This window comes from Pseudomonas sp. MF08831 (assembly GCF_059862645.1).
Window position 1 is genome coordinate 606,240 of sequence record NZ_JCBCUX010000001.1, and the last position, 24,588, is coordinate 630,827.

Annotated in this window: 19 protein-coding genes; 8 read left to right on the forward strand and 11 right to left on the reverse strand. The window is 60.9% G+C overall.

Annotation, left to right across the window (positions count from 1 at the left end; genetic code table 11):
- Nucleotides 1-72: 72 nt before the first annotated feature.
- The 3 genes from AC19YS_RS02905 to rloA are packed head-to-tail and all read right to left on the reverse strand — an operon-like array spanning nt 73 to nt 3,133.
- Nucleotides 73-1,059 (reverse strand): alpha-L-glutamate ligase-like protein, encoded by a 987-nt coding sequence (locus AC19YS_RS02905; RefSeq protein ID WP_106576284.1) that lies wholly within the window; start codon nt 1,057-1,059, stop codon nt 73-75.
- Nucleotides 1,059-2,591, reverse strand: coding sequence for an osmotic stress tolerance membrane protein RloB (gene rloB / locus AC19YS_RS02910; protein WP_106576285.1), 1,533 nt, complete (start codon nt 2,589-2,591; stop codon nt 1,059-1,061). The genes AC19YS_RS02905 and rloB overlap by 1 nt, the downstream gene beginning before the upstream one ends.
- A gap of 5 nt (nt 2,592-2,596) precedes the next feature.
- Nucleotides 2,597-3,133, reverse strand: a complete 537-nt coding sequence (gene rloA, locus AC19YS_RS02915) for a retropepsin-like aspartic peptidase RloA (protein ID WP_119742081.1) — start codon at nt 3,131-3,133, stop codon at nt 2,597-2,599.
- A gap of 270 nt (nt 3,134-3,403) precedes the next feature.
- Here rloA and AC19YS_RS02920 point away from each other — a divergent pair, with 270 nt between their 5' ends.
- The 6 genes from AC19YS_RS02920 to prpD all read left to right on the forward strand — a co-directional run bounded on the left by AC19YS_RS02920 (nt 3,404) and on the right by prpD (nt 11,912).
- On the forward strand, nt 3,404-4,099 hold the full coding sequence (locus AC19YS_RS02920; protein ID WP_200622815.1) for a GntR family transcriptional regulator: 696 nt from the start codon (nt 3,404-3,406) through the stop codon (nt 4,097-4,099).
- Between the two features lie 11 nt (nt 4,100-4,110).
- On the forward strand, nt 4,111-5,004 hold the full coding sequence (prpB, locus tag AC19YS_RS02925) for a methylisocitrate lyase (protein WP_025854214.1): 894 nt from the start codon (nt 4,111-4,113) through the stop codon (nt 5,002-5,004).
- 67 nt (nt 5,005-5,071) lie between these two features.
- On the forward strand, nt 5,072-6,199 hold the full coding sequence (gene prpC / locus AC19YS_RS02930) for a bifunctional 2-methylcitrate synthase/citrate synthase (protein WP_106576288.1): 1,128 nt from the start codon (nt 5,072-5,074) through the stop codon (nt 6,197-6,199).
- A gap of 199 nt (nt 6,200-6,398) precedes the next feature.
- Entirely contained in the window at nt 6,399-8,993 is a 2,595-nt protein-coding gene (gene acnD / locus AC19YS_RS02935) for a Fe/S-dependent 2-methylisocitrate dehydratase AcnD (protein WP_500600863.1), read from the forward strand.
- A gap of 10 nt (nt 8,994-9,003) precedes the next feature.
- Nucleotides 9,004-10,194, forward strand: a complete 1,191-nt coding sequence (gene prpF / locus AC19YS_RS02940) for a 2-methylaconitate cis-trans isomerase PrpF (protein WP_500600865.1) — start codon at nt 9,004-9,006, stop codon at nt 10,192-10,194.
- 233 nt (nt 10,195-10,427) lie between these two features.
- Nucleotides 10,428-11,912, forward strand: coding sequence for a 2-methylcitrate dehydratase (gene prpD, locus AC19YS_RS02945; protein WP_200622811.1), 1,485 nt, complete (start codon nt 10,428-10,430; stop codon nt 11,910-11,912).
- Between the two features lie 159 nt (nt 11,913-12,071).
- On the opposite strand, the gene AC19YS_RS02950 is transcribed toward prpD, so the two are convergent.
- Entirely contained in the window at nt 12,072-13,391 is a 1,320-nt protein-coding gene (locus AC19YS_RS02950) for an ABC transporter ATP-binding protein (protein ID WP_106576292.1), read from the reverse strand.
- Between the two features lie 14 nt (nt 13,392-13,405).
- Complete coding sequence (locus AC19YS_RS02955) at nt 13,406-15,151, reverse strand: ABC transporter permease (RefSeq protein WP_106576293.1); 1,746 nt, start codon at nt 15,149-15,151, stop codon at nt 13,406-13,408.
- A gap of 393 nt (nt 15,152-15,544) precedes the next feature.
- On the opposite strand from AC19YS_RS02955, the gene AC19YS_RS02960 reads away from it, so the two are divergent.
- Nucleotides 15,545-16,435, forward strand: coding sequence for a hypothetical protein (locus tag AC19YS_RS02960; RefSeq protein WP_500600867.1), 891 nt, complete (start codon nt 15,545-15,547; stop codon nt 16,433-16,435).
- Nucleotides 16,436-16,494: 59 nt separating this feature from the next.
- Here the strand turns inward: AC19YS_RS02960 and AC19YS_RS02965 are convergent, their stop codons facing one another.
- The 5 genes from AC19YS_RS02965 to AC19YS_RS02985 are packed head-to-tail and all read right to left on the reverse strand — an operon-like array spanning nt 16,495 to nt 21,983.
- Nucleotides 16,495-17,226 carry an alanyl-tRNA editing protein gene (locus AC19YS_RS02965; RefSeq protein ID WP_169367416.1) on the reverse strand — a complete coding sequence of 244 codons (732 nt, stop codon included), beginning with the start codon at nt 17,224-17,226 and terminating at the stop codon, nt 16,495-16,497.
- A gap of 2 nt (nt 17,227-17,228) precedes the next feature.
- Nucleotides 17,229-18,221, reverse strand: a complete 993-nt coding sequence (locus AC19YS_RS02970; protein WP_106576296.1) for a serine O-acetyltransferase — start codon at nt 18,219-18,221, stop codon at nt 17,229-17,231.
- 37 nt (nt 18,222-18,258) lie between these two features.
- Nucleotides 18,259-19,173 (reverse strand): PLP-dependent cysteine synthase family protein, encoded by a 915-nt coding sequence (locus AC19YS_RS02975; protein WP_119742096.1) that lies wholly within the window; start codon nt 19,171-19,173, stop codon nt 18,259-18,261.
- A gap of 15 nt (nt 19,174-19,188) precedes the next feature.
- Nucleotides 19,189-21,051, reverse strand: coding sequence for a molybdopterin-synthase adenylyltransferase MoeB (gene moeB / locus AC19YS_RS02980; protein WP_500600869.1), 1,863 nt, complete (start codon nt 21,049-21,051; stop codon nt 19,189-19,191).
- 38 nt (nt 21,052-21,089) lie between these two features.
- On the reverse strand, nt 21,090-21,983 hold the full coding sequence (locus AC19YS_RS02985) for a DMT family transporter (RefSeq protein ID WP_164487959.1): 894 nt from the start codon (nt 21,981-21,983) through the stop codon (nt 21,090-21,092).
- Nucleotides 21,984-22,143: 160 nt separating this feature from the next.
- On the opposite strand from AC19YS_RS02985, the gene AC19YS_RS02990 reads away from it, so the two are divergent.
- The gene (locus AC19YS_RS02990; protein WP_500600871.1) at nt 22,144-23,568 is read left to right on the forward strand and encodes an aminotransferase-like domain-containing protein; all 1,425 of its coding nucleotides are present in this window, start codon (nt 22,144-22,146) and stop codon (nt 23,566-23,568) included.
- Nucleotides 23,569-23,677: 109 nt separating this feature from the next.
- On the opposite strand, the gene ppsR is transcribed toward AC19YS_RS02990, so the two are convergent.
- Nucleotides 23,678-24,496, reverse strand: coding sequence for a posphoenolpyruvate synthetase regulatory kinase/phosphorylase PpsR (gene ppsR, locus AC19YS_RS02995; RefSeq protein WP_058412273.1), 819 nt, complete (start codon nt 24,494-24,496; stop codon nt 23,678-23,680).
- Nucleotides 24,497-24,588 lie beyond the last annotated feature (92 nt).

The following is a 24,588-nucleotide window of genomic DNA, read 5'->3' on the forward strand; positions in this document are numbered from 1 at the left end:
GCGTATCAGTCCCGGTTGTGTTGAATGGCACTCCGCTTTCGCGAGCAAGCCCGCTTCCACAGTTGAGTGGCGTCAGCCTTCAACGGCGGGAATATGCCCGAACATCTCCTGCACGAACTTCACCCGCTCTTCCGGCGTTTCCGTCACGCCTGCAGCTTTCAGTTCTTCCAACCGCGCTTCCACCGCATGGGTGCGCAACGTCAGGCCGCAGTCGTTGGCAATCTGGATATTGAGCCCCGGCCGCGCGTTCAGCTCGAGGATCAGCGGGCCTTTTTCCTGGTCCAGCACCATGTCCACGCCGATGTAACCCAGCCCGCACAGCTCATAACAGCTGGCCGCCAACTTCATGAAACCGTCCCAGTTGGGCAGTTGCACGCCATCCACCGCGTTGGTGGTGTCGGGGTGTTTGGTGATGATGTTGTTCAGCCAGGTGCCGCGCAGCGTCAAGCCCGTGGCCAGGTCGACACCCACGCCAATCGCGCCCTGGTGCAGGTTGGCCTTGCCGCCGGACTGGCGCGTCGGCAAGCGCAGCATGGCCATTACCGGGTAACCCATCAGCACAATAATGCGGATGTCCGGCACGCCTTCGTAACTGATGCTCTTGAAGATCTGGTCGGGCACCACGCGGTACTCGATCAGCGCGCGGTCACGGTGGCCGCCCAGGGAATACAGGCCGGTGAGGATGCTGGAAATCTGGTGTTCGATTTCTTCATGGCTGATGATCTTGCCGGAAACCGTGCGATAGCGCCCTTCAAACCGGTCGGCCACCACCAGGATGCCATCGCCGCCGGCACCCTGGGCCGGCTTGATCACGAAGTCGCTGCGCCCGCCGATGATCTCGTCGAGCTTGTCGATTTCTTTCTCGGTGGAAATGATCCCGTACATTTCCGGCACGTGAATACCGGCCGCCATCGCCCGCTCCTTGGTGATGATCTTGTCATCCACAATCGGGTACAGGCTGCGCTTGTTGTACTTGAGCACGTAGTCGGCGTTGCGCCGGTTGATGCCCATGATGCCCCGCGCTTCCAGGGCCTTCCAGGTCTTCCAGAAGCCGAACATTACGAGTCAGCCTTGAGGAAGGCCTTGAAACGTACCAGTTCGGTCAGGCGGTAGCCGCGATAACGACCCATGGCCAGCATGAAGCCCACCAGGATCAACAGGACTGCCGGGAAGGTGAACACGAAGTAGATCAGCTCCGGCACGCTCATGATGATGTGCGCCAGCGAGGCGGCGAACAGCGTACCGATCGCCACTTTCAGCGCATGGTTGGCGCCGCGTTCTTCCCAGGTGATCGACAGGCGTTCGATGGTCATGGTCAGAATCACCATCGGGAACAGCGCCACCGACAGCCCGCGCTCAAGGCCCAGCTTGTGGCTGAACAAACTGATGGCTGCAATCAGCACCACCACGAAGGTCAGCACCACCGACAGCCTCGGCAGCATCTGCAGCTTCAAGTGTTCCAGGTACGACCTGAGCGACAAGCCCAGCGCGGTAATAATGGTGAACAGCACAATGCCAAAGCCCAACTGCGTCTCGCGGAACGCCAGGGCGATCAATACCGGCGTGAAGGTGCCCAGCGTCTGCAGGCCGATCAGGTTGCGCAGGATCAGAATCACCAGCACGCCAATCGGGATCATCACCATGATCATGAAGGTCTGCTGGGTTTGCAGCGGCAGGCCGTACAGCGAGTATTCGAGGAAGTTGGCGTCGGTGTTCTCGTCGGTCAGCTTGGCCAGGCGAATCGCGTTCATTTCGCTGTTGTTCAGGCTGAAGGTCACCATGGCTTTCTTGCCACCATCCACCGTGATCAGGTTTTCATCGCCGGTCCACCACAGCAGGCGGTCAGCGGGCAGGCCTTGCTCGCCGGTTTCCGGATTGAAATACAGCCAGTCATTGCCATTGAAGCTGCGCAGCCATAGTTCCGGGGTTTGCGGCTGGTCGGCGACGAGGCGGATGGTGTGGACTTTTTCCACCGGCACATGGGCGATGGACAGCAATAACTCGACGATCTTGGCCTTGTGCGGCGTCGACGGGTCGCCCGCCAGCAGCAGCTTCACATTGTCGTCGTTGAGGTTGTTGGTGCGCTTGATCGCTTCGGTAATAAAGGTTTCGACGTCGGCCGAATGCTGGCGGATCGGCGCCAGCAAGGCTTCGGCGGCGATTTTCTCCGGGCCTTCCACGGCAATGCTGTCGCGGAAGGTCGGACCTTTGACCTTGACCTTTTCGCCGCTGTAACGCTTGGTCAGCACCAGGCGGTAATACAGCGTCTGATTGCCCTTGGCGCGGCGCGCCGACCAGGTGACCTTGCGGTTGCCGTCGGTGCGGTTGACGCTCACGCCGTAGTTATTGGAGATGAAACTCTCGTTGAGGCTGACGAAGTCGCGGCTCAGGGGCGGCACGAACATCGAGATCTTCACCGGGTCTTTGGGGCTGGCGACAAACTCGACCTTGGCGTCGATGTTCCACAGGTCGTCGGTGGCGTCCTCGGTGACGGGAATCCCCAGCACGAAAATCTGGTAGGCGGTGACCGAAATACCCAACACCACCAAAATGGTGATGAGGATTTTCAGGTGCAGGGTCAGAGAGCGCATTCGGTTTACTCGGCGGTAGGAGCGTCAGCGGCGCAGGCAGGTTTGCCCGCTGCGTATTTAAGACTGGGGTCGACCAGCGCATCAAAGCGTTTCAAGGCTTCGGAGCCGATCAGCAGCGGGTATTGGAATGCGCTGCGGTCAGTCAAGTTCACTTCGATGCTGCGTAAAGCAGTGCCCATGCAGATGTCCAGGGCGATCACTGGGCGGGCGGTGTAGTTCTTGTCCTCATCGGGGTCGTAGTCACCGGCGCGGCGTTTGATTTTGCTGACGCGGGCCAGGGGGCGTTCGATGGGGTGGGAATGGGCGGTGTCGATGGCCAGGTAGAAACGTACCCAGGATTCACCGTTGCGTTTGAAGCGCTTGATGTCGCGGGCGCTCAACGAGGCGGTCTTGGCGCCGGTGTCGAGTTTGGCCGCCACTTCCAGGTCTATGCCCGCCAGTTTCGCGTATTCATTCAGGCCATACACGGTCTTCTCGGCGGCGCCGCCAAGGCTCGGTATGCACGCTAGGCAAAACATTAAAAGGAAGGGCTTGAGTCTCATAGATCCTGAGGCGCTGCAGTGCGATGTTTAATTCAAGGCGACTGGCATTGCTGCGCAATCTCGGGTGCGCCGTTTCATCAAGTGATGTCAGGCAAAAGCGGCGGGCATTCTAACATGATGCTTTTTTGGCGCCAGCGCTGGCAGGCGGCCATGCCCCTATTCGGCGCACACGGGGTTATTAGACGATTGTCGACAATGTTGATTTATTCTTTGACTATTTGGGTCTGAGTGGCTAGTTTTTGCGGCACTGCTTTTAAAGGTGTCGACAATATGCTGGATCAACTGGAAACCCCAGTGGTGGTGCAGGACGATTCCCAGACCATGTCCGAGAACGTCTTCCGGCGCATCCAGGCCGCCATCGTCAAAGGCGAAATCGCCCCCGGCAGCAAGATTTCCGAGCCGGAACTGGCCCGCACCTACGGCATCAGCCGTGGCCCGTTGCGCGAAGCCATCCACCGCCTGGAAGGCCAGCGCCTGCTGGTGCGCGTGCCTCACGTTGGCGCGCGAGTGGTGTCCTTGAGCCATGCCGAGCTGATCGAACTCTATGAAATCCGCGAGTCCCTGGAAGGCATGGCCTGCCGCCTGGCCGCCGAGCGCATGACCGACGCGGAAATCGAAGAGCTGCGCCAGGTGCTTCATACCCATGAGCGCGACGAAGCGTTCCAGGCCGGCCTGGGCTACTACCAGCAGGAAGGCGACTTCGATTTTCATTACCGGATAATTCAAGGCGCCGGCAATCGCACCCTGACCCAAATGCTCTGCGGCGAGCTGTACCAGTTGGTGCGCATGTACCGCATCCAGTTCTCCGCCACGCCCAATCGTCCACGCCAGGCTTTTGCCGAGCACCACCGCATTCTTGACGCAATTGCCGATCGTGACGGTGAACTGGCCGAATTGTTGATGCGCCGGCATATCGGCGCCTCCAAACGCAACATTGCCCGTCACTTCCCCGACGGCACTTCCTGAAGAGGTGAGTCATGAGTTCTAACAATAAAAGTACACCCGGCCAGCGTTTCCGTGACGCGGTTGCCAGCGAACATCCGCTACAGGTCGTTGGCGCGATCAACGCCAACCACGCGCTGCTGGCCAAGCGCGCCGGTTTCAAGGCGATTTACCTGTCGGGTGGCGGCGTGGCGGCGGGCTCTCTGGGTGTGCCAGACCTGGGCATCACGGGCCTGGATGACGTGTTGACCGACGTGCGCCGCATCACCGACGTGTGCGACCTGCCGCTGCTGGTGGACGTGGACACCGGTTTTGGCTCCTCGGCCTTCAATGTGGCGCGCACGGTCAAGTCGATGATCAAGTTCGGCGCCGCCGCCATCCATATCGAAGACCAGGTTGGCGCCAAGCGCTGCGGCCATCGCCCGAACAAAGAAATCGTGTCCCAGCAGGAAATGGTCGACCGTATCAAGGCCGCCGTGGATGCGCGCACCGATGACAGTTTCGTGATCATGGCGCGCACCGACGCCCTCGCCGTCGAAGGTTTGGAATCGGCACTGGAACGCGCCGCCGCCTGCATCGAAGCCGGCGCTGACATGGTGTTCCCCGAAGCCATCACTGAGCTGGAGATGTACAAGCTCTTCGCCTCCCGCGTGAAGGCACCGATCCTGGCCAACATCACCGAATTCGGCGCGACGCCGCTGTACACCACCGAACAGTTGAAATCTGCCGATGTTTCCATCGTGCTGTACCCGCTCTCGGCCTTCCGCGCCATGAACAAGGCCGCCGAGAATGTCTACACCGCGATCCGTCGCGATGGCACTCAACAGAATGTGATCGACACCATGCAAACCCGCATGGAGCTATACGATCGCATCGACTACCACACCTTCGAGCAGAAGCTCGACGCGCTGTTCGCCGCGAAAAAATAAACCCTGTGGGGGCGAGCAAGCCCGCTCCCACACGCTCCCTGAATAACTACAAAATTGGAGAACAACCATGGCTGAAGCAAAAGTATTGAGTGGCGCCGGCCTGCGTGGCCAGGTGGCCGGGCAGACCGCACTGTCCACCGTGGGCCAGGCCGGCGCCGGTTTGACCTATCGCGGCTACGACGTGCGTGAACTGGCCGCCGATGCGCAATTTGAAGAAGTTGCCTACCTGCTGCTGTACGGCGAATTGCCAACCAAAGCCGAACTGGCGGCCTACACCGCCAAACTCGGCAAGCTGCGCGACCTGCCGCAGGCGCTCAAAGAAGTGCTGGAGCGCATCCCCGCCGACGCCCACCCGATGGACGTGATGCGCACCGGCTGCTCGTTCCTGGGCAATATCGAGCCGGAAAAAGACTTCAGCGTGCAGCGCGATGTCACCGACCGCCTGCTTGCCGCTTTCCCGGCGATCATGTGCTACTGGTATCGCTTCAGCCACGATGGCAAGAAGATTGATTGCGTGACCGACGAGCCGAGCATCGGCGGCCATTTCCTGCACCTGCTGCATGGCAAGAAGCCGAGCGCGTTGCACGAGAAGGTCATGAACGTGTCGCTGATTCTCTACGCCGAGCACGAGTTCAACGCCTCGACCTTCACCGCCCGTGTGTGTGCCTCGACCCTGTCCGACCTGTATTCCTGCGTCACCGCCGCCATCGGTTCGCTGCGCGGCCCGCTGCACGGCGGCGCCAACGAAGCGGCGATGGAAATGATCGAGCGTTTCGGCTCGGCCGAAGAAGCCGTCGAAGGCACCCTGGGCATGCTGGCGCGCAAGGACAAGATCATGGGCTTTGGCCACGCGATCTACAAAGACAGCGACCCGCGTAATGAAGTGATCAAGGGCTGGTCGAAAAAACTCGCTGACGAAGTGGGCGACAAGGTGCTGTTCCCGGTCTCCGAAGCCATCGACAAGACCATGTGGGAGCAGAAGAAACTGTTCCCCAACGCCGACTTCTACCATGCCTCGGCGTACCACTTCATGGGCATCCCGACGAAGCTGTTCACGCCGATCTTCGTCTGCTCACGCCTCACCGGCTGGGCTGCGCATGTGTTCGAGCAGCGCGCCAACAACCGCATCATCCGTCCAAGCGCCGAGTACATCGGCGTTGAGCAGCGCAAGTTCGTGCCAATCGAACGTCGCTGAATGAGGAGACCGACGAGCCGGGAATGGGTATGAGGTTAAATGTGGGAGGGGGCTTGCCCCCGATAGCAGTCTGTCAGTTGATACAGCTGGCACTGAACCACCGCCATCGGGGGCAAGCCCCCTCCCACATTTTGATCACATTCCAATTCTGGATCTGCTTCGGTTCTTCTTTTGTAACTACCGTGACCGAGTCCTGACGATGAACACTGAATTTCGCAAACCGCTCCCTGGCAGCCGCCTGGATTTCTACGACGCCCGTGCGGCTGTCGATGCAATCGCCCCCGGCGCCTACGCCACTTTGCCGTACACCTCCCGCGTGCTCGCGGAGAACCTGGTGCGCCGTTGCGACCCGGCCACGCTCAACGCTTCCTTGAGCCAACTGATCGAACGCAAGCGCGACCTCGACTTCCCCTGGTTCCCGGCGCGTGTGGTGTGCCACGACATCCTCGGCCAGACCGCCCTGGTCGACCTTGCCGGCCTGCGCGACGCCATCGCCCTGCAAGGCGGTGACCCGGCCCAGGTCAACCCGGTGGTGCCCACCCAGCTGATCGTCGACCACTCCCTGGCGGTCGAAGCCGGTGGTTCGGACCCGGACGCGTTCGAGAAAAACCGCGCCATCGAAGACCGCCGCAACGAAGACCGTTTTCACTTTATCGAGTGGACCAAAAAGGCCTTCAAGAACGTCGACGTGATCCCGCCGGGCAACGGCATCATGCACCAGATCAACCTGGAGAAAATGTCTCCGGTGATTCAGGTGCGTGACGGCGTGGCGTTCCCGGATACCTGCGTCGGCACCGACAGCCACACGCCGCACGTGGATGCGCTGGGCGTGATCGCCATCGGCGTCGGCGGCCTGGAGGCCGAGAGCGTGATGCTCGGTCGCGCGTCGTGGATGCGCCTGCCGGAAATCATCGGCGTCGAACTCACCGGCAAGCTGCTGCCTGGCATCACTGCCACCGACATGGTGCTGGCGCTGACCGAATTCCTGCGTAAGCAGAAAGTGGTAGGTGCGTGGCTGGAATTCTTCGGCGAAGGCGCCTCCAAGCTGACCCTGGGCGACCGCGCGACCATCTCCAACATGGCCCCGGAATACGGTGCCACCGCGGCGATGTTCTACATCGACCCGCAGACCATCGCCTACCTGAAACTCACCGGCCGCGAAGACGAACAAGTCACTCTCGTTGAGCAATACGCGCGTCACACCGGCCTGTGGGCGGATGACTTGAAAGGCGCGCAATACGAGCGCGGCCTGACCTTCGACCTGTCCAGCGTGGTGCGCAACATGGCCGGCCCGAGCAACCCGCATGCGCGCGTGGCGACCAGCGATCTGGCGTCCAAGGGCATCTCCGGCCAGTGGGACGAAGTGCCAGGGCAAATGCCGGATGGCGCGGTGATCATTGCTGCTATCACCAGTTGCACCAACACCAGTAACCCGCGCAACGTGATCGCCGCCGGCCTGCTGGCGCGTAACGCCAACAAGCTTGGGCTGACGCGCAAGCCGTGGGTCAAATCCTCGCTGGCGCCCGGCTCGAAAACCGTGGCGATGTACCTCGACGAAGCGGGCTTGACCCACGAATTGGAGCAGCTGGGTTTCGGTGTTGTGGCGTTTGCCTGCACCACCTGCAACGGCATGTCCGGCGCACTCGACCCGGTGATCCAGCAAGAAATCATCGACCGCGACCTGTACGCCACCGCCGTGTTGTCGGGCAACCGCAACTTCGACGGGCGCATTCACCCCTATGCCAAGCAAGCGTTCCTGGCTTCGCCGCCATTGGTCGTGGCTTACGCGATTGCCGGCACCATCCGTTTCGACATTGAAAAGGACGTGCTCGGCTTCGATGCCAACGGCAAGGAAATCCGCCTGCAGGACATCTGGCCGAGCGATGAAGAGATCGACGCAGTGGTCAAGGCCTCGGTCAAGCCGGAGCAGTTCCGCGCGGTTTACATCCCGATGTTTGCGATTCACGAAGACACCGGCCCCAAAGTCGCGCCGCTTTACGACTGGCGCCCGCAAAGCACCTACATCCGCCGCCCGCCGTATTGGGAAGGCGCGCTGGCCGGTGCGCGGCCGCTTAAAGGCATGCGCCCGTTGGCGGTGCTGCCGGACAACATCACCACCGATCACCTGTCGCCGTCCAACGCGATCATGCTCGACAGCGCCGCCGGTGAGTACCTGGCGAAAATGGGCTTGCCGGAAGTCGACTTCAACTCCTACGCGACCCACCGCGGCGACCACTTGACCGCGCAACGCGCGACCTTTGCCAACCCGAAACTGTTCAACGAAATGGTCCAGGAAAACGGCAAGGTCAAGCAGGGTTCCCTCGCGCGTATCGAGCCGGAAGGCCAGGTCACGCGGATGTGGGAAGCCATTGAAACCTACATGGAGCGCAAGCAGCCGCTGATCATCATTGCCGGCGCCGACTACGGCCAGGGTTCGTCCCGCGACTGGGCGGCCAAGGGCGTGCGCCTGGCCGGTGTGGAGGCCATTGCCGCCGAAGGCTTTGAGCGTATTCACCGCACCAACCTGGTGGGCATGGGCGTGTTGCCGCTGGAGTTTCTGCCGGGTACCGACCGCCACACCCTGAACATCGATGGCAGCGAAACCTATGACGTGGTTGGCCAGCGCACCCCGCGTGCGCAGCTGACCCTGGTGATCAACCGCAAAAATGGTGAGCGTGTCGAAGTGCCGGTGACGTGCCGCCTGGACACCGCCGAAGAAGTGTCGATCTACGAGGCGGGCGGCGTGTTGCAACGTTTTGCCCAGGACTTCCTGGAATCGGCGGCGACGGCTTAAGGGGATAACCATGGCACACGCAGCGCAAATCAAAATCCCCGCCACCTATATGCGTGGCGGCACCAGCAAGGGCGTGTTTTTCAGCCTCAAGGACCTGCCCGAAGCCGCGCAGGTGCCGGGCGCCGCGCGCGACGCCTTGCTGTTGCGGGTGATCGGCAGCCCCGATCCCTACGACAAGCAAATCGACGGCATGGGCGGCGCCACTTCGAGCACCAGCAAAACCGTGATCCTGGCCAAGAGCACCCGCGCCGATCACGACGTGGACTATTTGTTTGGCCAGGTCTCCATCGACAAGCCTTTTGTCGACTGGAGCGGTAACTGCGGCAACCTGTCGGCGGCGGTGGGTTCGTTCGCCATCAGCGCCGGGCTGGTCGACCCCGCCCGCGTGCCCCGCAACGGCGTGACCGTGGTGCGGGTCTGGCAGGCCAACATCGGCAAGACCATCATCGCCCATGTGCCGATCACCGACGGCGCGGTGCAGGAAACCGGCGACTTCGAACTCGACGGCGTGACCTTCCCGGCCGCCGAAGTGCAGCTGGAGTTCATGGACCCGGCGGCGGAAGAGGAGGGCGGCGGTGGCTCGATGTTCCCCACCGGCAATCTGATCGACGACTTGGAGGTGCCCGGTGTCGGCACTTTCAAGGCGACGCTGATCAACGCGGGCATTCCGACGATTTTCATCAATGCCGAAGACCTCGGCTACACCGGCACCGAGCTGCAAGGCGCGATCAACAGCGACCCCAAAGCCCTGGCGATGTTTGAAACCGTGCGGGCCTATGGCGCGTTGCGCATGGGCCTGATCAAGCATCTTGACGAAGCCGCCCAGCGTCAGCACACGCCCAAGGTCGCCTTTGTGGCCAAGCCTTTGGACTACGTGGCGTCCAGCGGCAAGGCAATCAAGGCCGGTGATGTGGATTTGCTGGTGCGCGCCTTGTCGATGGGCAAGTTGCACCACGCGATGATGGGCACGGCGGCGGTGGCGATTGGCACGGCGGCGGCGATTTCCGGCACCTTGGTCAACCTCGCAGCCGGTGGTGTGGAGCGTAACGCGGTGCGCTTCGGGCATCCGTCCGGCACCTTGCGTGTGGGCGCGGAGGCGACCCAGGTGAACGGCGAATGGGTGGTTAAGAAAGCCATCATGAGCCGCAGCGCGCGGGTATTGATGGAAGGTTTCGTACGCGTGCCCGGCGACGCCTTTTAATCCCCGGCACTGAACCCCTGTGGGAGCCGGCTTGTGTGGGAGCGGGCTTGCTCGCGAATACGGTGTGTCAGCTGCACATAAGTTGACGGGCCCACTGCATTCGCGAGCAAGCCCGCGCCCACTAGTGCTTAAGCGCGCTACCCAACACTTATAAGCAGGCAATCAGACCTGCCAACACATGATCAACCCTGACCCTGAGGATGGAACAACCCCTAACTGTTTGGAGAACTGCCATGAGCGCCAACGTCGACCAGAACAACCGCCCCGACTACGACCAGGTCCTGCAGGACATCGCCGATTATGTCCTCGATTACCGCATCGACTCCCAGGCCGCATTGGACACCGCCCGCCACTGCCTGATGGACACCCTCGGCTGTGGCCTGCTGGCCCTGCGTTTTCCCGAGTGCACCAAGCACCTGGGGCCACTCGTGGAGGGCACCGTCGTGCCGTTCGGGGCGCGCGTGCCGGGCACCTCGTTCCGCCTGGACCCGGTCAAAGCCGCCTGGGACATCGGCTGCATCGTGCGTTGGCTCGACTACAACGACACCTGGCTCGCCGCCGAATGGGGCCACCCTTCGGATAACCTCGGCGGCATCCTCGCCGTGGCCGACCACCTTTCGCAAAAGCGCGTGGCCAATGGCGACGCGCCGCTGACCGTGCGCGCGGTGCTGGAAGCGATGATCATGGCCCACGAAATCCAGGGCGTGATCGCCCTGGAAAACTCCTTCAACCGTGTCGGCCTCGACCACGTGTTGCTGGTGAAAGTCGCCTCCGCGGCGGTTTCCGCCAAGCTGATGGGCGCCAACCGCGAGCAGTTGCTCGCGGCCTTGTCCCATGCGTTTGTCGACGGCCAGGCACTGCGCACTTACCGCCACGCGCCAAACGCCGGTTCGCGCAAATCCTGGGCCGCCGGGGATGCGTCGAGCCGTGGCGTGCGCCTGGCCGATATCGCCTTGCGCGGCGAGATGGGCATTCCGGGTGTGTTGAGTGCGCCGCAGTGGGGCTTCTATGACGTGCTGTTCAGTCACACCAACAACGACCTGGCGCTCAAACCTGAGGACAAACGCGCGTTCCGCCTGTCGCAGCCCTACGGCACTTATGTGATGGAAAACGTACTGTTCAAGATCAGCTTCCCCGCCGAATTCCATGCGCAAACCGCCTGCGAAGCCGCAGTGACATTGCACCCGCAGGTCAAAGCTCGCCTGCATGAAATCGAGCGCATCGTGATCACCACCCACGAGTCGGCGATTCGTATCATCTCCAAGGTTGGCCCGTTGGCCAACGCCGCCGACCGCGACCACTGCCTGCAATACATGACCGCGGTGCCGTTGGCCTTCGGCAATCTGGTGGCCGAGCAGTACGAGGACGCGTTTCACGCGGCCCACCCGATCATCGATGAATTGCGCCAGAAGATGGTGATCGTCGAAGAGCCACGCTACAGCCGCGAATACCTGGAGGCGGACAAGCGCTCCATCGCCAACGCGGTGCAGGTGTTTTTCAAGGATGGTTCCAGCACCGAGCAGGTGGCGGTGGAGTACCCGATTGGCCATCGTCGGCGTCGGGTGGATGGCATTCCATTGCTGGAAGACAAGTTCAAGGCCAACCTGGCCACGCGGTTTACCGCGCAGCGCAGTGACGAGATATTTGCGTTGTGCAAGGATCAGGCGCGGCTTGAGGCTACGCCGGTGAATCGATTTGTGGACTTATTTGTAATCTGACAAACACCACCGCGCCAATGTGGGAGCGGGCTTGCTCGCGAAAGCGGAGTGCCAGGCATTTCATCTGTCACTGACCCAGCGCATTCGCGAGCAAGCCCGCTCCCACAATTTGACCGAGTTCAAGTGCAAGGCCGTGGTGATCTGCTTTTCTGTGGAAGCCTACATACTGCCTTCCACATCATCCAGGCTGAAGGTCTCGGTATGGTCGTCATAGGAGAAAATCTCCGCATACCGGCCCCACGCCACCACGCTTTCCAGGGTTTTCTGCACAAAGGCTTCGGTCATCGAGTCCTCCAGCTCCTGCTCGAAGCGCACCCGTGGCGCGCGGTGCCCGCTGCGCTCAAGCAACACCTGATGAATGCGCGCGGCCAGTGGCACGTGCCGGATCAAATGCTCGGCGAACAGGGTTTTGCGCTCCTGGGTGCCGTAGTCGGCGAACAGTTTACCGGCGTCTGTGAGGGTGATGTCGGCGCCCTTGAGTTCGGCGAAACCCAAATGCTCGAGCATCTCGGCCACCGGGAATAAATCGTCCACTTCCAGCAAACGGCGCTCGGCCACCGTGGGCAAACCTGCGTGGCCGTTGTAAGGCTCGGCGGCGAGGGTTTCGATCAGGCCGGCCATCAGGTTGGTCGACACTTCCGGCAGCAGGCTGCCCATTTTCAACTCGGGGATGCCTTTGGCATCGGCGCTGCGCCGGTCGGTCATCAAGGCATAAATGTCGTCGACCATTTGCCGAAAGGTCGGGTCCAGGCGGTTGCGCGGGTGCGCGAATGGCACTTTGATTTCGGCGACCACGCGGCCAGGGTTGGACGACAACACCAGGATGCGGTCGCACATCAGCACCGCTTCTTCGATGTTGTGGGTCACGATCAGGATCGATTTGATCGGCAGTTGCTTGCCGCTCCACAAGTCCAGCAAGTCGGTGCGCAGGGTTTCGGCAGTGAGCACGTCGAGGGCCGAGAACGGTTCGTCCATCAGCAGCAGCGTCGGGTTAACCACCAGGCCACGGGCAAAGCCCACGCGCTGGCGCATGCCGCCGGACAATTCGCGCGGGTAGGCGTTTTCGAACCCGTCCAGGCCGATCAGGTCGATGGCGGCCAGGGCACGGCGGCGGCTTTCCTTGCGCTCGACTTGCAAGGCTTGCAGGCCGGCTTCCACGTTTTCCAGCACGGTCAGCCAGGGGAACAGCGCAAAGGTCTGGAACACCATGGCCACGCCTTCGGCCGGGCCGTTGAGCGGCACGCCGTTGTAGTGAACTTCGCCCGACGACGGCTGAATCAGCCCGGCGATGATGCGCAGCAAGGTGGACTTGCCCGAGCCGGAGCGCCCGAGCATGCCGACGATCTCGCCTTCGTGCAGGCTCAAGTCCACGCCGCTGAGCACTTGCAGCTCGTCTTTGCCCTTGCCGAAAACCCGGTTGACGTTTTTCAGCGAGTAGATTTGCGGGGTATCAGCAGCGTGTTCGGTATTGGTATTCATCACAGCGAATCCCGTCAATTCAAGCGAAGTTTGTTTTCAGCCAGGGCGTACATCGGCCGCCAGACTGCGCGGTTGAAGGCCACCACAAAGATCGACATCACCACCACGCCCAGGGCGATTTTCGGGAAGTCGCCGGCGGCGGTGGTCTGTGCAATGTAGGCGCCCAGCCCGTGGGCGACCACGTTGTCCTGGCCCCAGGACACGTACTCGGAAACGATACTGGCGTTCCACGCGCCGCCCGAAGCCGTAATGGCCCCGGTAACGTAATAGGGGAAGATCCCCGGCAGCATCACCTTGCGCCACCACAACCAGCCGCGAATGCGGAAGTTGGCGGCAGCTTCCTTGAAGTCATTGGGAAACGCGCTGGCCCCGGCGATCACGTTGAACAGGATGTACCACTGGGTGCCCAGCACGATCAGCGGGCTCAGCCAGATGTCCGGGTTGAGCTTGTAGTGCAGGATCACGATGACGAATACCGGGAACAGCAGGTTCGCCGGGAAGGCGGCGAGGAACTGCGCCAGGGGCTGGATTTTCTCCGCCAGGCTGGGGCGCAGGCCGATCATCACGCCCAGCGGCACCCAGATGAGTGATGCGATCAGGATCAGCCCGGTTACCCGCAGCAGCGTGATCAGGCCCAACACGAACACATGGCCGACCTCGGCAAAGGTCACTTCGGTGCCGACGTACTGCACGATGTGATACAGCGCATACGCGGCCAGCAGCGCTATGAGTGTGCCCCACACCCAATCGATCACTTTTGACGCCTTCGGTGTTTCTGCCGGCAATGCCTTGAGCGCACCGCCCGCAAGGCTGAAACGCTTGTTACCGATACGGCTGATGGCACGGGTGATCGGGCGCAGGATGCGCTGAACCACGCGCGTACGCTGGATCAGGTTCAATAGCCAGGATTGCGGCGCGGCGCCCTGAGAGGCCGTGGTCTCCATGCGGAACTTGTCGGCCCAGGCCACCAGCGGGCGGAACAGGAACTGGTCATACATCAGGATGACCACAATCATCGCCAGGATCACGTAACCCACGGCGTGCAGGTCTTTCTGGGCAATGGCCAGGGCCAGGTAAGAACCCACGCCCGGCAGGGTGATGGTCTTGTCGCCGACGGTAATGGCTTCGGAGGCGACCACAAAGAACCAGCCGCCTGACATGCTCATCATCATGTTCCAGACCAGCCCGGGCATGGCGAAGGGCACGTCGAGCTTCCAGAACTTCTGCCAGCCGGAGAGCCGCAGGTTGGTCGACACTTCAACCAGGTCGTGGGGCAGCATGCGCAGCGACTGGTAGAAACTGAACGTCATGTTCCAGGCCTGGCTGGTGAAAATCGCAAAGATCGCGGCGAACTCGGCGCCCAGTACACGCCCGGGAAACAGCAACAGGAAAAACGTCACGGTAAACGAGATATAGCCGAGCACCGGCACCGATTGCAGGATGTCGAGCACCGGCACCAGCAGTTTCTCGGCACGCCGGCTTTTGGCGGCCAGGGTGCCGTACAGCAGGGTGAAGACCAGCGCGGCGACCATCGCCGCCAGCATGCGCAGGGTGGTGCGCATGGCGTATTCCGGCAGGTTGGCCGGGTCGAGGGAGATGACTTCACTTTGCAACGTGGCGATCGGTGCCCAGGTTTCCCGCGCCGTAATGGAGAAAAACAATAAAAAGCCGATCACCAACGGCAAGGCGACCAAATCCCAGCGATTGGGCAGCAAGCGCAGCGTGGACGCCGGTAAATAGTGACGAAACACTCTGTTCATAGGCAGTCAGTCCTGCAGCGTTCAGGGGCGTGATGGGAGTGAGCTTAGCTGCTGCACGAATGACCCACCGAGAAGGGCGGGCGCTGTTTTCGTGAGTCAGGGGCAACGAGGCGTTGCTGGCGGGATTGTACGTTTCTGAATGTTACAAGCACATAAATTTGCTGTCAGTTTCCTGTACGAACTGCGGCTTATGTGGTGGTGCACCGGGCGTGCGCCCTGACACAACCGCAAGACACCGCTGTTTTTTGCCTGAGATACAAATAGCCACTTACCCGCCCTACGGTTTCGGAACCCTCTTTCAGAGAAACGCCAATCAGGTAACCAGACGGCGTGCGAACGCAGGCCTTCGAATCGGCAATCACCCCTCCACTACCTGAATCCGGGAAGGTCCCTATGACTAGCGTAAACACTCGACCAGCACCCTACACGGTTGGCTATGAACAGCCTCAAAAGCCGTCGCCCATCAGCTACCAGGACAGCGCCCGCGCATCCGAACGCACCAGTACCCCGCCCGATTCGGCGCCGCTGCGTCCCGCGATGACGCCCGAGCAGCGCGGCCAGTTCTCAAGTCATAGCGCCATCGTGAACCCGCCACCGTCACAGGGCTCGGAGGCAACGGACTTGCTGGCAGAACTGACGCAAAAAAATATAGCGCTTCGTGCCAAGTTCCAGGGGTTTGCCGCCGAGGTTGGGCCGCAGATCCAGAGCCTCCAACAGCAAGTCGTCGACCTGACTCAGCAACTCAATACCACTCAACCCTCCTCGAATGAGCCTGAGGCTGCGCCGCAGAACCGTTCTGCAGGTGAGCAGCACACTGCGCCGTCGCAGGCTACGCCGGTTACACAGGACCCATCGGGGACTGAGCCGGGCCAGGCTCAAAGCCTTGAAGCGTTGAACCGTGAGAGCAAAGCGTTTCGTCAGGAAGTGTTAGCGTTTTTCGGGGAGCTCAAGACGGTGATTCAGCAACTGCAAGAGCAAATCCAGGGCTTGGCTCAACGCATTGACGCGATTGGCACGCCTCAGAATGCGGTGCCTTCTGAGCCGGACAATTCCGCTGAGCCGGGTCCGTCACCCGACGCAACTGCGCCCGCGAATGACTCAACGCCGGTCCCGAGCGATGAGCCAGACACGACTTCTGCGCGTGGCGTCGAAGCACTCATGAGCGAAAACGCCCAGCTCCAGGCTGGGCTTGATCAGATGGAAGCGCAGTTCAAGGCCGTGGTTGCGCAGCTTCAGGCGCAGATCGAAGCCTTGAGCAAGAAAATCAGCGAGCAAAAGCAATAAGGGCTGCACCGCGTCGGCCGTGTATGGGGGCACCCCATACGGGCCGCGTCAGGGTTGATCTATCCCTCGAACCGCAGGATCACCCGGCGGTTGTGCTTGCTCTTCTTCTCGATTTTCTCGCAGAACACCCGGCCGATTTCCTCGGTGTTGATCACATGGGTGCCACCGCATGGCTGGATATCGATGCCGGCGATTTCAATTACCCTCACCGAACCCTGGATCACCGGCGGCGCTACCGCCTGGGTACGGGTGATCTGCAGCAGGGTTGAGTACTCCGAGGCGGGCATCGACAGGGTTTTCACCACGTGGGCCTGCTCGATCAGGGCGTTGAGGTCGCGGGTGATGCTGTCTTTATCGAGGGTCATTTCCGGCAAGTCGAAATCCAGCCGGCCTTTGTCTGCGCTGATGCTGCAACCGGTGACGGGGGCATCAATGATCGAGCACAGCAAATGCAGGCAGGTGTGCATCTTCATATGCTGGTAGCGGCGCTCCCAGTCCAGACCCGCGTCCACCTGGACCCCGGCAGTCAACTGCGGCGGACACTCTTCGACCTGATGCCAGATGATCGAACGCAGCACCGGGTCGCGTACAGTGCCGATCACCTCGACGCGCGTGCCATCGGCCAGTGTCAGGTGCCCGGTGTCGCCCGGCTGGCCGCCGCCGGTGGGGTAGAACAGCGTGTGCTCCAGGGCAATGCCGTGTTCGCTGACAGCAATTACCCGCGCGCTGAAGGCATTCTGGTAGGGCGCGCTGTCGAACAGCGCCAGGGTTTCCATGGTGTGCACAGACATGTTCAACCTCCGACAATCAGTGGGCTGGCTTGCAACAGGTGGCGCACCATCGCACTCAAGCCAGGGGGGGAGAGCAGGGTGATTTCAAATTCCGGCCCGCAGATTTTGAGGTTCAGCGGCAAGCGTGGCAGCTGCTCGCCGACATCCAGGCGGCGCAGGCGAAACTGCAGGTGATGCCGCTCTTTCACCGTGGGCTCCAGCATCAGCCCCTGTAACGGGTGAAAGTCGGCGTCGAGCACCGTGACCTTGTGGCTGGCATTCACTTCGCCGACCACGTGCAAACGCTCGTCCAGGGCAAACGCCCCGAGGTAGTTGCTGTGGTCTGACTCGTCGTTTTTCTGCAGTTGAACCTGATTGACCACCTTGACCTTGGTCCCTGCAGGCACGTCCTGGGTGATGACGCACGAAGGGCTGATAAACACGTTGTCGCCGATCAGCACATAACCCAACACGCGGGCGCCGGCGCCGACCTCGACGTTGTTGCCCAGGCGCGGGTGGCGTTTGCCATCCGGGTTGTTGGCGATCCCGCGGGCGCCCAGTGTCACGCCGCAGAGGATGTAGCAGTCGTTGCCGATCTCGCAGGTTTCGCCGATCACTGTGCCGTAACCGTGGTCCAGCACGAAGCGCCGGCCTATGCGCGCAGCGGGATGGATCTCGGCTCCAGAGAGAATTTTGCCCTGGTTGCTGAGCTTGAGAGCCATGCGCGAAAACTCGCCATTGGTTTGATCGGGGAAATGCCATACCAGGTGCGCAAGGCGGTAGAACAGCACGGCCTTGAACGAGGCATAGGATTCCAGAATCAACTCGCCGCGCCCGCGTGACGCCGGGTCGCGATAGGCATAGGCGATCAAGTCTTCGGCCACCGCCTGGGCGGCGTTCTGGATCAGCGGCGCCAGGTGCGGTTCCAGCTGCTTGATCTGCGCAGGCGTCAGGGTCTTGATGAGGTGGGTGAGCAACTCATCGTGCAGCTGTTGCATGTCGATAAAGCCCCCCATGGAGGCACCCCCGCGTTCTGGATGGTTGGGAAACCGGTTATTCGAAACTGGGCAGGTAGCTGTCAGCATTGTCGTAGACCATGGTCAACACCACCGTTTCGGGCGGCAGTTCGGGGGCGAGTTGGGCGATGGCGACCATGTTGGCGGCCGAGGACAAGCCCAGGCTGATGGCGTCGGTGCGCATGATGCGTTTGATCATGTCCATGCATGCCTGGTGCGATACCTTGAGCATGCCGTCGATCACGTCCAGGTTGAGAATGCTCGGGATCAAGCCAATCGACAGGCCCTGGATATGGTGCGGCGCGTGCTGGTTTTTCAGCAGGTCGCATTCCTCCGGTTCCACGCCCATGACCCGCAGTGCAGGCCAAGCGGCCTTGAGCGTTTCGCCGATGCCCGTGAGGTGGCCGCCGGTACCGATGCCGCTGACGAAATAATCCACGCGTCGTTCACCGAACGCGCGGAGGATTTCCGGGGCGGTGGTGTCGCGGTGGGTTTGCGGATTGGCGCCGTTACGCTGCTGGTTGAGCATCACGTAGCTGGGGTTTTCCAGCTGCAGCTCCATGCACTTTTCGCCGTGGGAATTGTTCCCCAGGCGGCTGTCCGACAGCACAACCCTGGCACCGTACAGGCGCAGCAGTTTCTGCTTTTCGGGGCTGTAGTTGTCCGGGATCACCAGCACCACTTTGTAACCCAACACGTTGCCGGCCATCACCAGCCCAATGCCGGTGTTGCCGCCGCTGGGCTCGATGATGGTCTGCCCGGAATCGCGCATCAGCACGCCGCGGCGCTCGGCGTCGAGGATCATGCCCAGGGCGATGCGTGCCTTGTGGCTGCCACCTGGGTTGAGGGATTCCAGCTTGGCGTAGACCTCGATGCCAAGGTCTTCGGAAAACTGCGCCAGACGCACGATCGGCGTGTGGCCGATCACGTCAAGAATGGAGTTATGCAACATCAGTCAGCCCCCGGATCAGTACAAAGGCATGTCGGGTTCGACGTCGCGAACCCAGTGTTTCATGCCGCCCTGCAGGACTTTGGTGTTGGCGAAACCGGCGGCCAGCAAAGTGCTGGCGGCTTGCTCGGCGCGGGAGCCGGCGTAGCAGATCAGGTAATGGGTGTTGTCGCGGCTGAGGCTGTGCAGTTGCTCATCCAGTTCGGCCAGGGGGATATGCACCACGCCTGGCAGTTTGCACACCTCCAGCTCAGTGGCGTCACGCACGTCCAGCAGCACATCGGCGCTGCGGTGGTGTTCAAGCACTTGCTTGAGTACTCGCGGCTTGATGTAGCGTTCTTCGGCCAGTGACGGTTGGCTGGGCACGGCATCGGCGCACACTGTCGGCGCCACGGGTTCGCTGCGACGCAGCGCCGAGCAGCACGGGCAGTCGGCGCGACGCTTGAAGCGGATTTCGCTGAATTTCATCGCCAGCGCATCGAAGCGCATCAACCGACCGGACAGCGGCTCGCCAATGCCGATCAGCAACTTGATGGCCTCGGTGGCTTGAATCATGCCGACCACCCCCGGCAATACGCCGATTACGCCGCCGGCGCTGCAGTTGGGTGCCAGCTCGGCAGGCGGTGCAGAGGGAAACAGGCAGCGGTAGCACGGCCCACCTTTATAGTTGAGCACACTGATCTGCCCGTCGAAGCGGTAGATGGCGCCGTAGACCAGCGGCTTACCCAGCTGCACGCAGGCGTCGTTGACCAGGTAACGCGTGTCGAAATTATCGGTGCCATCGATCACCAGGTCGTAGGCGCCTACCAGCTCCAGGGCGTTGTCGGCGTTGAGGGCGGTGTCGTGCGCGTTGATCTGGATGTGCCGGTTTAGATCCTGCAGGCGCTGCTTGGCCGACTCGACCTTGGGCATGCCCAGTGTGCTGTTGCCGTGAACGATCTGGCGTTGCAGGTTGCTGCTTTCCACCACATCGAAGTCCACCAGGCCCAGGGTGCCAATGCCGGCCGCCGCCAGGTACAGGCTGATGGGCGAGCCGAGGCCGCCGGTGCCGATGATCAATACCTTGGCCTTTTTCAGGTTCAACTGACCTTCGCGCCCGACGCCAGGCAGAGTGATATGGCGCACGTAGCGCTGCACTTCTTCATTGCTTAAAGCCTCCACGTCCATGCCGCCCGAGGTGGCGAGCAGCACTTCGATTCTGGCTTTTTCCGGCAAGGGTTCGTCGGCGTCGATCAGTTCTTCCTCGGCCGTGAACAGGAAGTGTTCCTTGAGCTGATTGTTCTGCTCGTGAAACAGGTGCGGGCGCAGCTGCGGATGGCTGCTGCAGAGGTTTTCAATGACTTCGCGCAATGTCGATCCGGTGCCCTCGAGGGTCGATTCCGGCAGCTTGGCCACGCGAACCAGAATGTCGGGGAAAGAGACAGCGTTCATGGACAACTCCGTGTGCAGGTCGTTGAAGGGTTGAGGGGCGAAATGCTTGCCGTCCCAGGCAAACAGCTTTGAGCCCAGGGCCTGGCCCTGGCGTACATCCACCACCAGGTAGCTCACGGGGTAGATCGGCTCACCCAGGAACAGCGCCTTGTCCTGGTCTTCGTCACTGAAATAGGCGCCGACATCCGGGTGCGAGTGATAGATCACCACCACCGGGTTATCACTGCGCAACGCCTTGTTCATCAACAGGGTGTCGGCCACCGAGAAGGTGTAGCCGTTGGCCGCGCTGCGCGAGTACATCTGGGGGTTCTTGCGGTGCAATTCGTTCTGGATATTGCTGCCCAGGTACACGCTGCCGTCGGCGAAGACAAAACCACAGCATTCCTCTGGGTAGCTGCGGCTGGCGTGGGCATAGATCTGCTCCAGGGCATTGGGGCGGAGGACGTCCATGTTTCTCTCGCGTTGCTGATAGGGGTGGGTCAGGAGGCTCAATTTTTCTTGGCCAGGAGTTTTTCGACAGGCAGCTTGGTGATCGCAAAACCAGCCAGCAGGATGGCGGAATACAGCATCAGGTCACGGGAAATTTCCACGCCTTCGTACCAGGCGCCGATGATCACCGCGAATACCGGGAAGATGATGAACACGAACGACAGAATGATCGGACTCAAGCGCTTGAGCAGCATGAAATACACGATAAACCCGCCCACCGACGCCACCAGCCCCAGGTAGAACAGCGCGCTCCAGGAACGCAGCGTGATGGTTTCAAAGGTTGGAGTTTCAAACCACAGGCCGGCCACGAACAGCATCAACCCGGCAATGCCGATGGGCAGTGTGTTGTAGGTGATCACGCTGATGGCGCTGCCTTTTTGCTTGGTAATGACGTAGCACAAGGCATGCATGATCGCGGCGGTCAGAATCGCCAGCACCCCGAAGAACTCGGCGTGGTCCAGGTGCAGGCCCTGGCTCTTGATGATCATGTAGAGGCTGCCGAAACCGATGCCGATGCCGACCACCTGGGAAAAATAGATGCGCTCGCGCAGAAACAGCGCGGAAAAAATCAGGATAAACACCGGCATGCAGCTGAACAGCAGCGCGGTGAGGCCTGAAGAAACATGCATCTCGCCGTAGTTGAGCAGGTAATAGGGAACGCTGAAGTAGGACAGCGTCACGAATACGAAGAACCAGCGGCTTTCACGCGGGAACAGGATGGGCTCGCGGCGCACCAGGGCGAAACACAGGAACAGCGGGAAGGCGATCAGGAAGCGCAGGCCCGCGGAGGTCAGCGGTGGCACGCTTTCGACGGCGATCTTAATCCCCAGCCATGTAGTGCCCCAACTCAGGCACACGATAAGAAACATCACGCTGGTTACCAGGCCGGCCAACCACTGTTTCTGAGTTTTTGTTTTTGTTGTGTTTTCAAGAACGGCGGACATTGGCATCGTTTATTGCTTCCCTGAGCCGGAATTGAACTCTATATTGACTGTGTATTAAGTTGTTTCATCCGGTGATTGAACCCGTAAAAGCACACTATTAGGGCGAATGATGGCTGTCAAAACAAATATTGACATGGTGTCAATTATGCGTGAGGGGTTGTCCAGCGGTCAGGGCGTGAAGTACAAGCGCCTGTCCGATGTGATGGAACGGGGCATCCTTGAAGGCTTGATTGAACCCGGACGAAAACTGCCGCCCCATCGGGTGCTTTCCGACAATCTGGGTGTGACCATCGGCACTATCAGCCGAGCCTACGGCGAACTGGAACGCCTTGGGTTGGTGGTGGCGCGAGTGGGTGACGGCACTTTCGTGCGCAAGCGTGGGATGGAGCGCCAGCGTGATGAAGGTTTTCGCAACGTCAGCGAGGAGCCGCGCCATTACTTCGACATGAGCCGTAACATGCATATTCCTGGTCAGGAGACGGTGTTTCTGGCCCAGAGCTTTCAAACGTTGTCGACCAACGCCAAGTTTCTCCAGGACATCAGCGCCTACACTCCGGATGCCGGTTTGCCGCGCTACCGTGAGGCCGGGGCGCAGTGGCTGGTGCAGCGTGATTTTCATCCGATTCCCGAACAGGTCATCTGCGTCAACGGCGGTCAGCATGGCCTGCTGTGCGCGATGATGGCATTGCTGCGGGCGGGCGATACGGTGGTTACCGAACAGCTGACCTATCCAGGGCTGATCACGGCCGCGCGCATGCTCGGCGTGCGCCTGATCGGCCTGGAGATGGATGAAGAAGGCGTGCTGCCGGGCGCGCTGGATGAAGTCTGTCGTAATCACCGGGTTTCGGCGTTGTATTGCACGCCCACCATCCAGAACCCGACCACGGCGGTATTGTCGGTCCCGCGCCGGGAAGCGTTGGTCAAGGTGTGTCGCGAGCACAATCTGCTGATTCTGGAAGACGAAGCCCACGGCGTATTGGTAGAAGATCGGCCGCCGCCCCTCAGCCATTTCGCGCCTGAACGTACGATTTTGATCAGTAGCCTGAGCAAGGCGGTGTCCGCAGGTTTGCGGGTGGGCTATGTGCACGCACCACCGGCGCTGGTCAGCCGTATTTCGGCGGCCTTGCGCTCGACGTGCTGGATGGCCACGCCAGTCACCCTGGAGCTGGCGACCCAGTGGATCGAAAACGGCACGGCGGAATACCTGCTACGTCAGCAGATCAACGAGATCAGCCGCCGCAAAGCCCTGGTGCGCGACCTGCTGACCGGCCTTGAGTACCGCACCCACCTCAACAGTCCGCATTTTTGGATTGAAGTGCCGGAGCCATGGCGCGCGTCGGAAATCGAAGCGGAACTCAAGCAGAATAATTACCTGATCGCCACGGCCGAGGCCTTTGCCGTAGGGCAAACGGCGGTGCCGCAGTTTATTCGGGCGAGTATCTGCAATACGTCGGGTGACGATCAATTGTTGCGGGCGGGGTTTGATGCGCTGGCCACGGCGTTGGGGCAGGGGGGGGGCCGGTTTCACCTGTAGGCCGGTTTACCGCGTTAACGTTCATCGCAGGCAAGCCAGCCCCCACACGGGAATGCATTCAAATGTGGGAGCTGGCTTGCCTGCGAAGGGGCCGGCCCAGGCACCGCAGTTATTTGAATCGGCGCTCCACGCCTTTTTCCACAAGAATCTTCGCCGAAATTTCTTCCACCGAAAAATGCGTGGAATTGATGTGCGCAATATTCTCGCGACGGAACAGATTTTCCACCTCGCGCACTTCGAACTCGCACTGTGCGTAGCTGGAATAGCGGCTATTGGGCTTGCGTTCGTTACGAATCGCCGTGAGGCGGTCCGGGTCGATGGTCAGACCGAACAGCTTGTGCTGGTGCGCGCGCAGGGCGGCCGGGAGCGTCAGGTGTTCCATGTCGTCTTCGGTCAGCGGGTAATTGGCCGCGCGGATACCGAACTGCATGGCCATATACAGGCACGTCGGGGTTTTACCGCAGCGGGACACACCCACCAGGATCAAATCGGCCTTGTCATAATAATGAGTGCGGGCGCCGTCATCGTTGTCGAGGGCAAAGTTTACCGCCTCGATACGCTCCATATAGTTGGAGTTGTGGCCAATGGAATGGGACTTTCCTACTGAATAGGAGGAGTGTTCACTCAACTCCTGTTCCAGGGGCGCCAGGAACGTGGAGAAGATGTCGATCATGAAACCATTGGAGGTGGCGAGGATCTCACGGATGTCTTGATTGACGATGGTGTCGAAAATGATCGGGCGAAAACCGTCTTTTTCAGCCGCCAGATTGATTTGTTGTACCATGGCCCGCGCTTTATCCACGCTGTCGATATAGGGCCGCGTGAATTTGGCGAAGGTAATGTTTTCGAACTGCGCGAGCAGGCTCTGACCCAATGTTTCGGCTGTGATGCCGGTGCCGTCGGAGATAAAGAAAGCAGATCGTTTCATTTGAGCCCTGGGCCTTAAGCTGATGGCGAATCTTGGATATGATAGGCGCGATTTTGCCGTCCCGCAGTGGGCCGCATTCTCACTTATTTTCC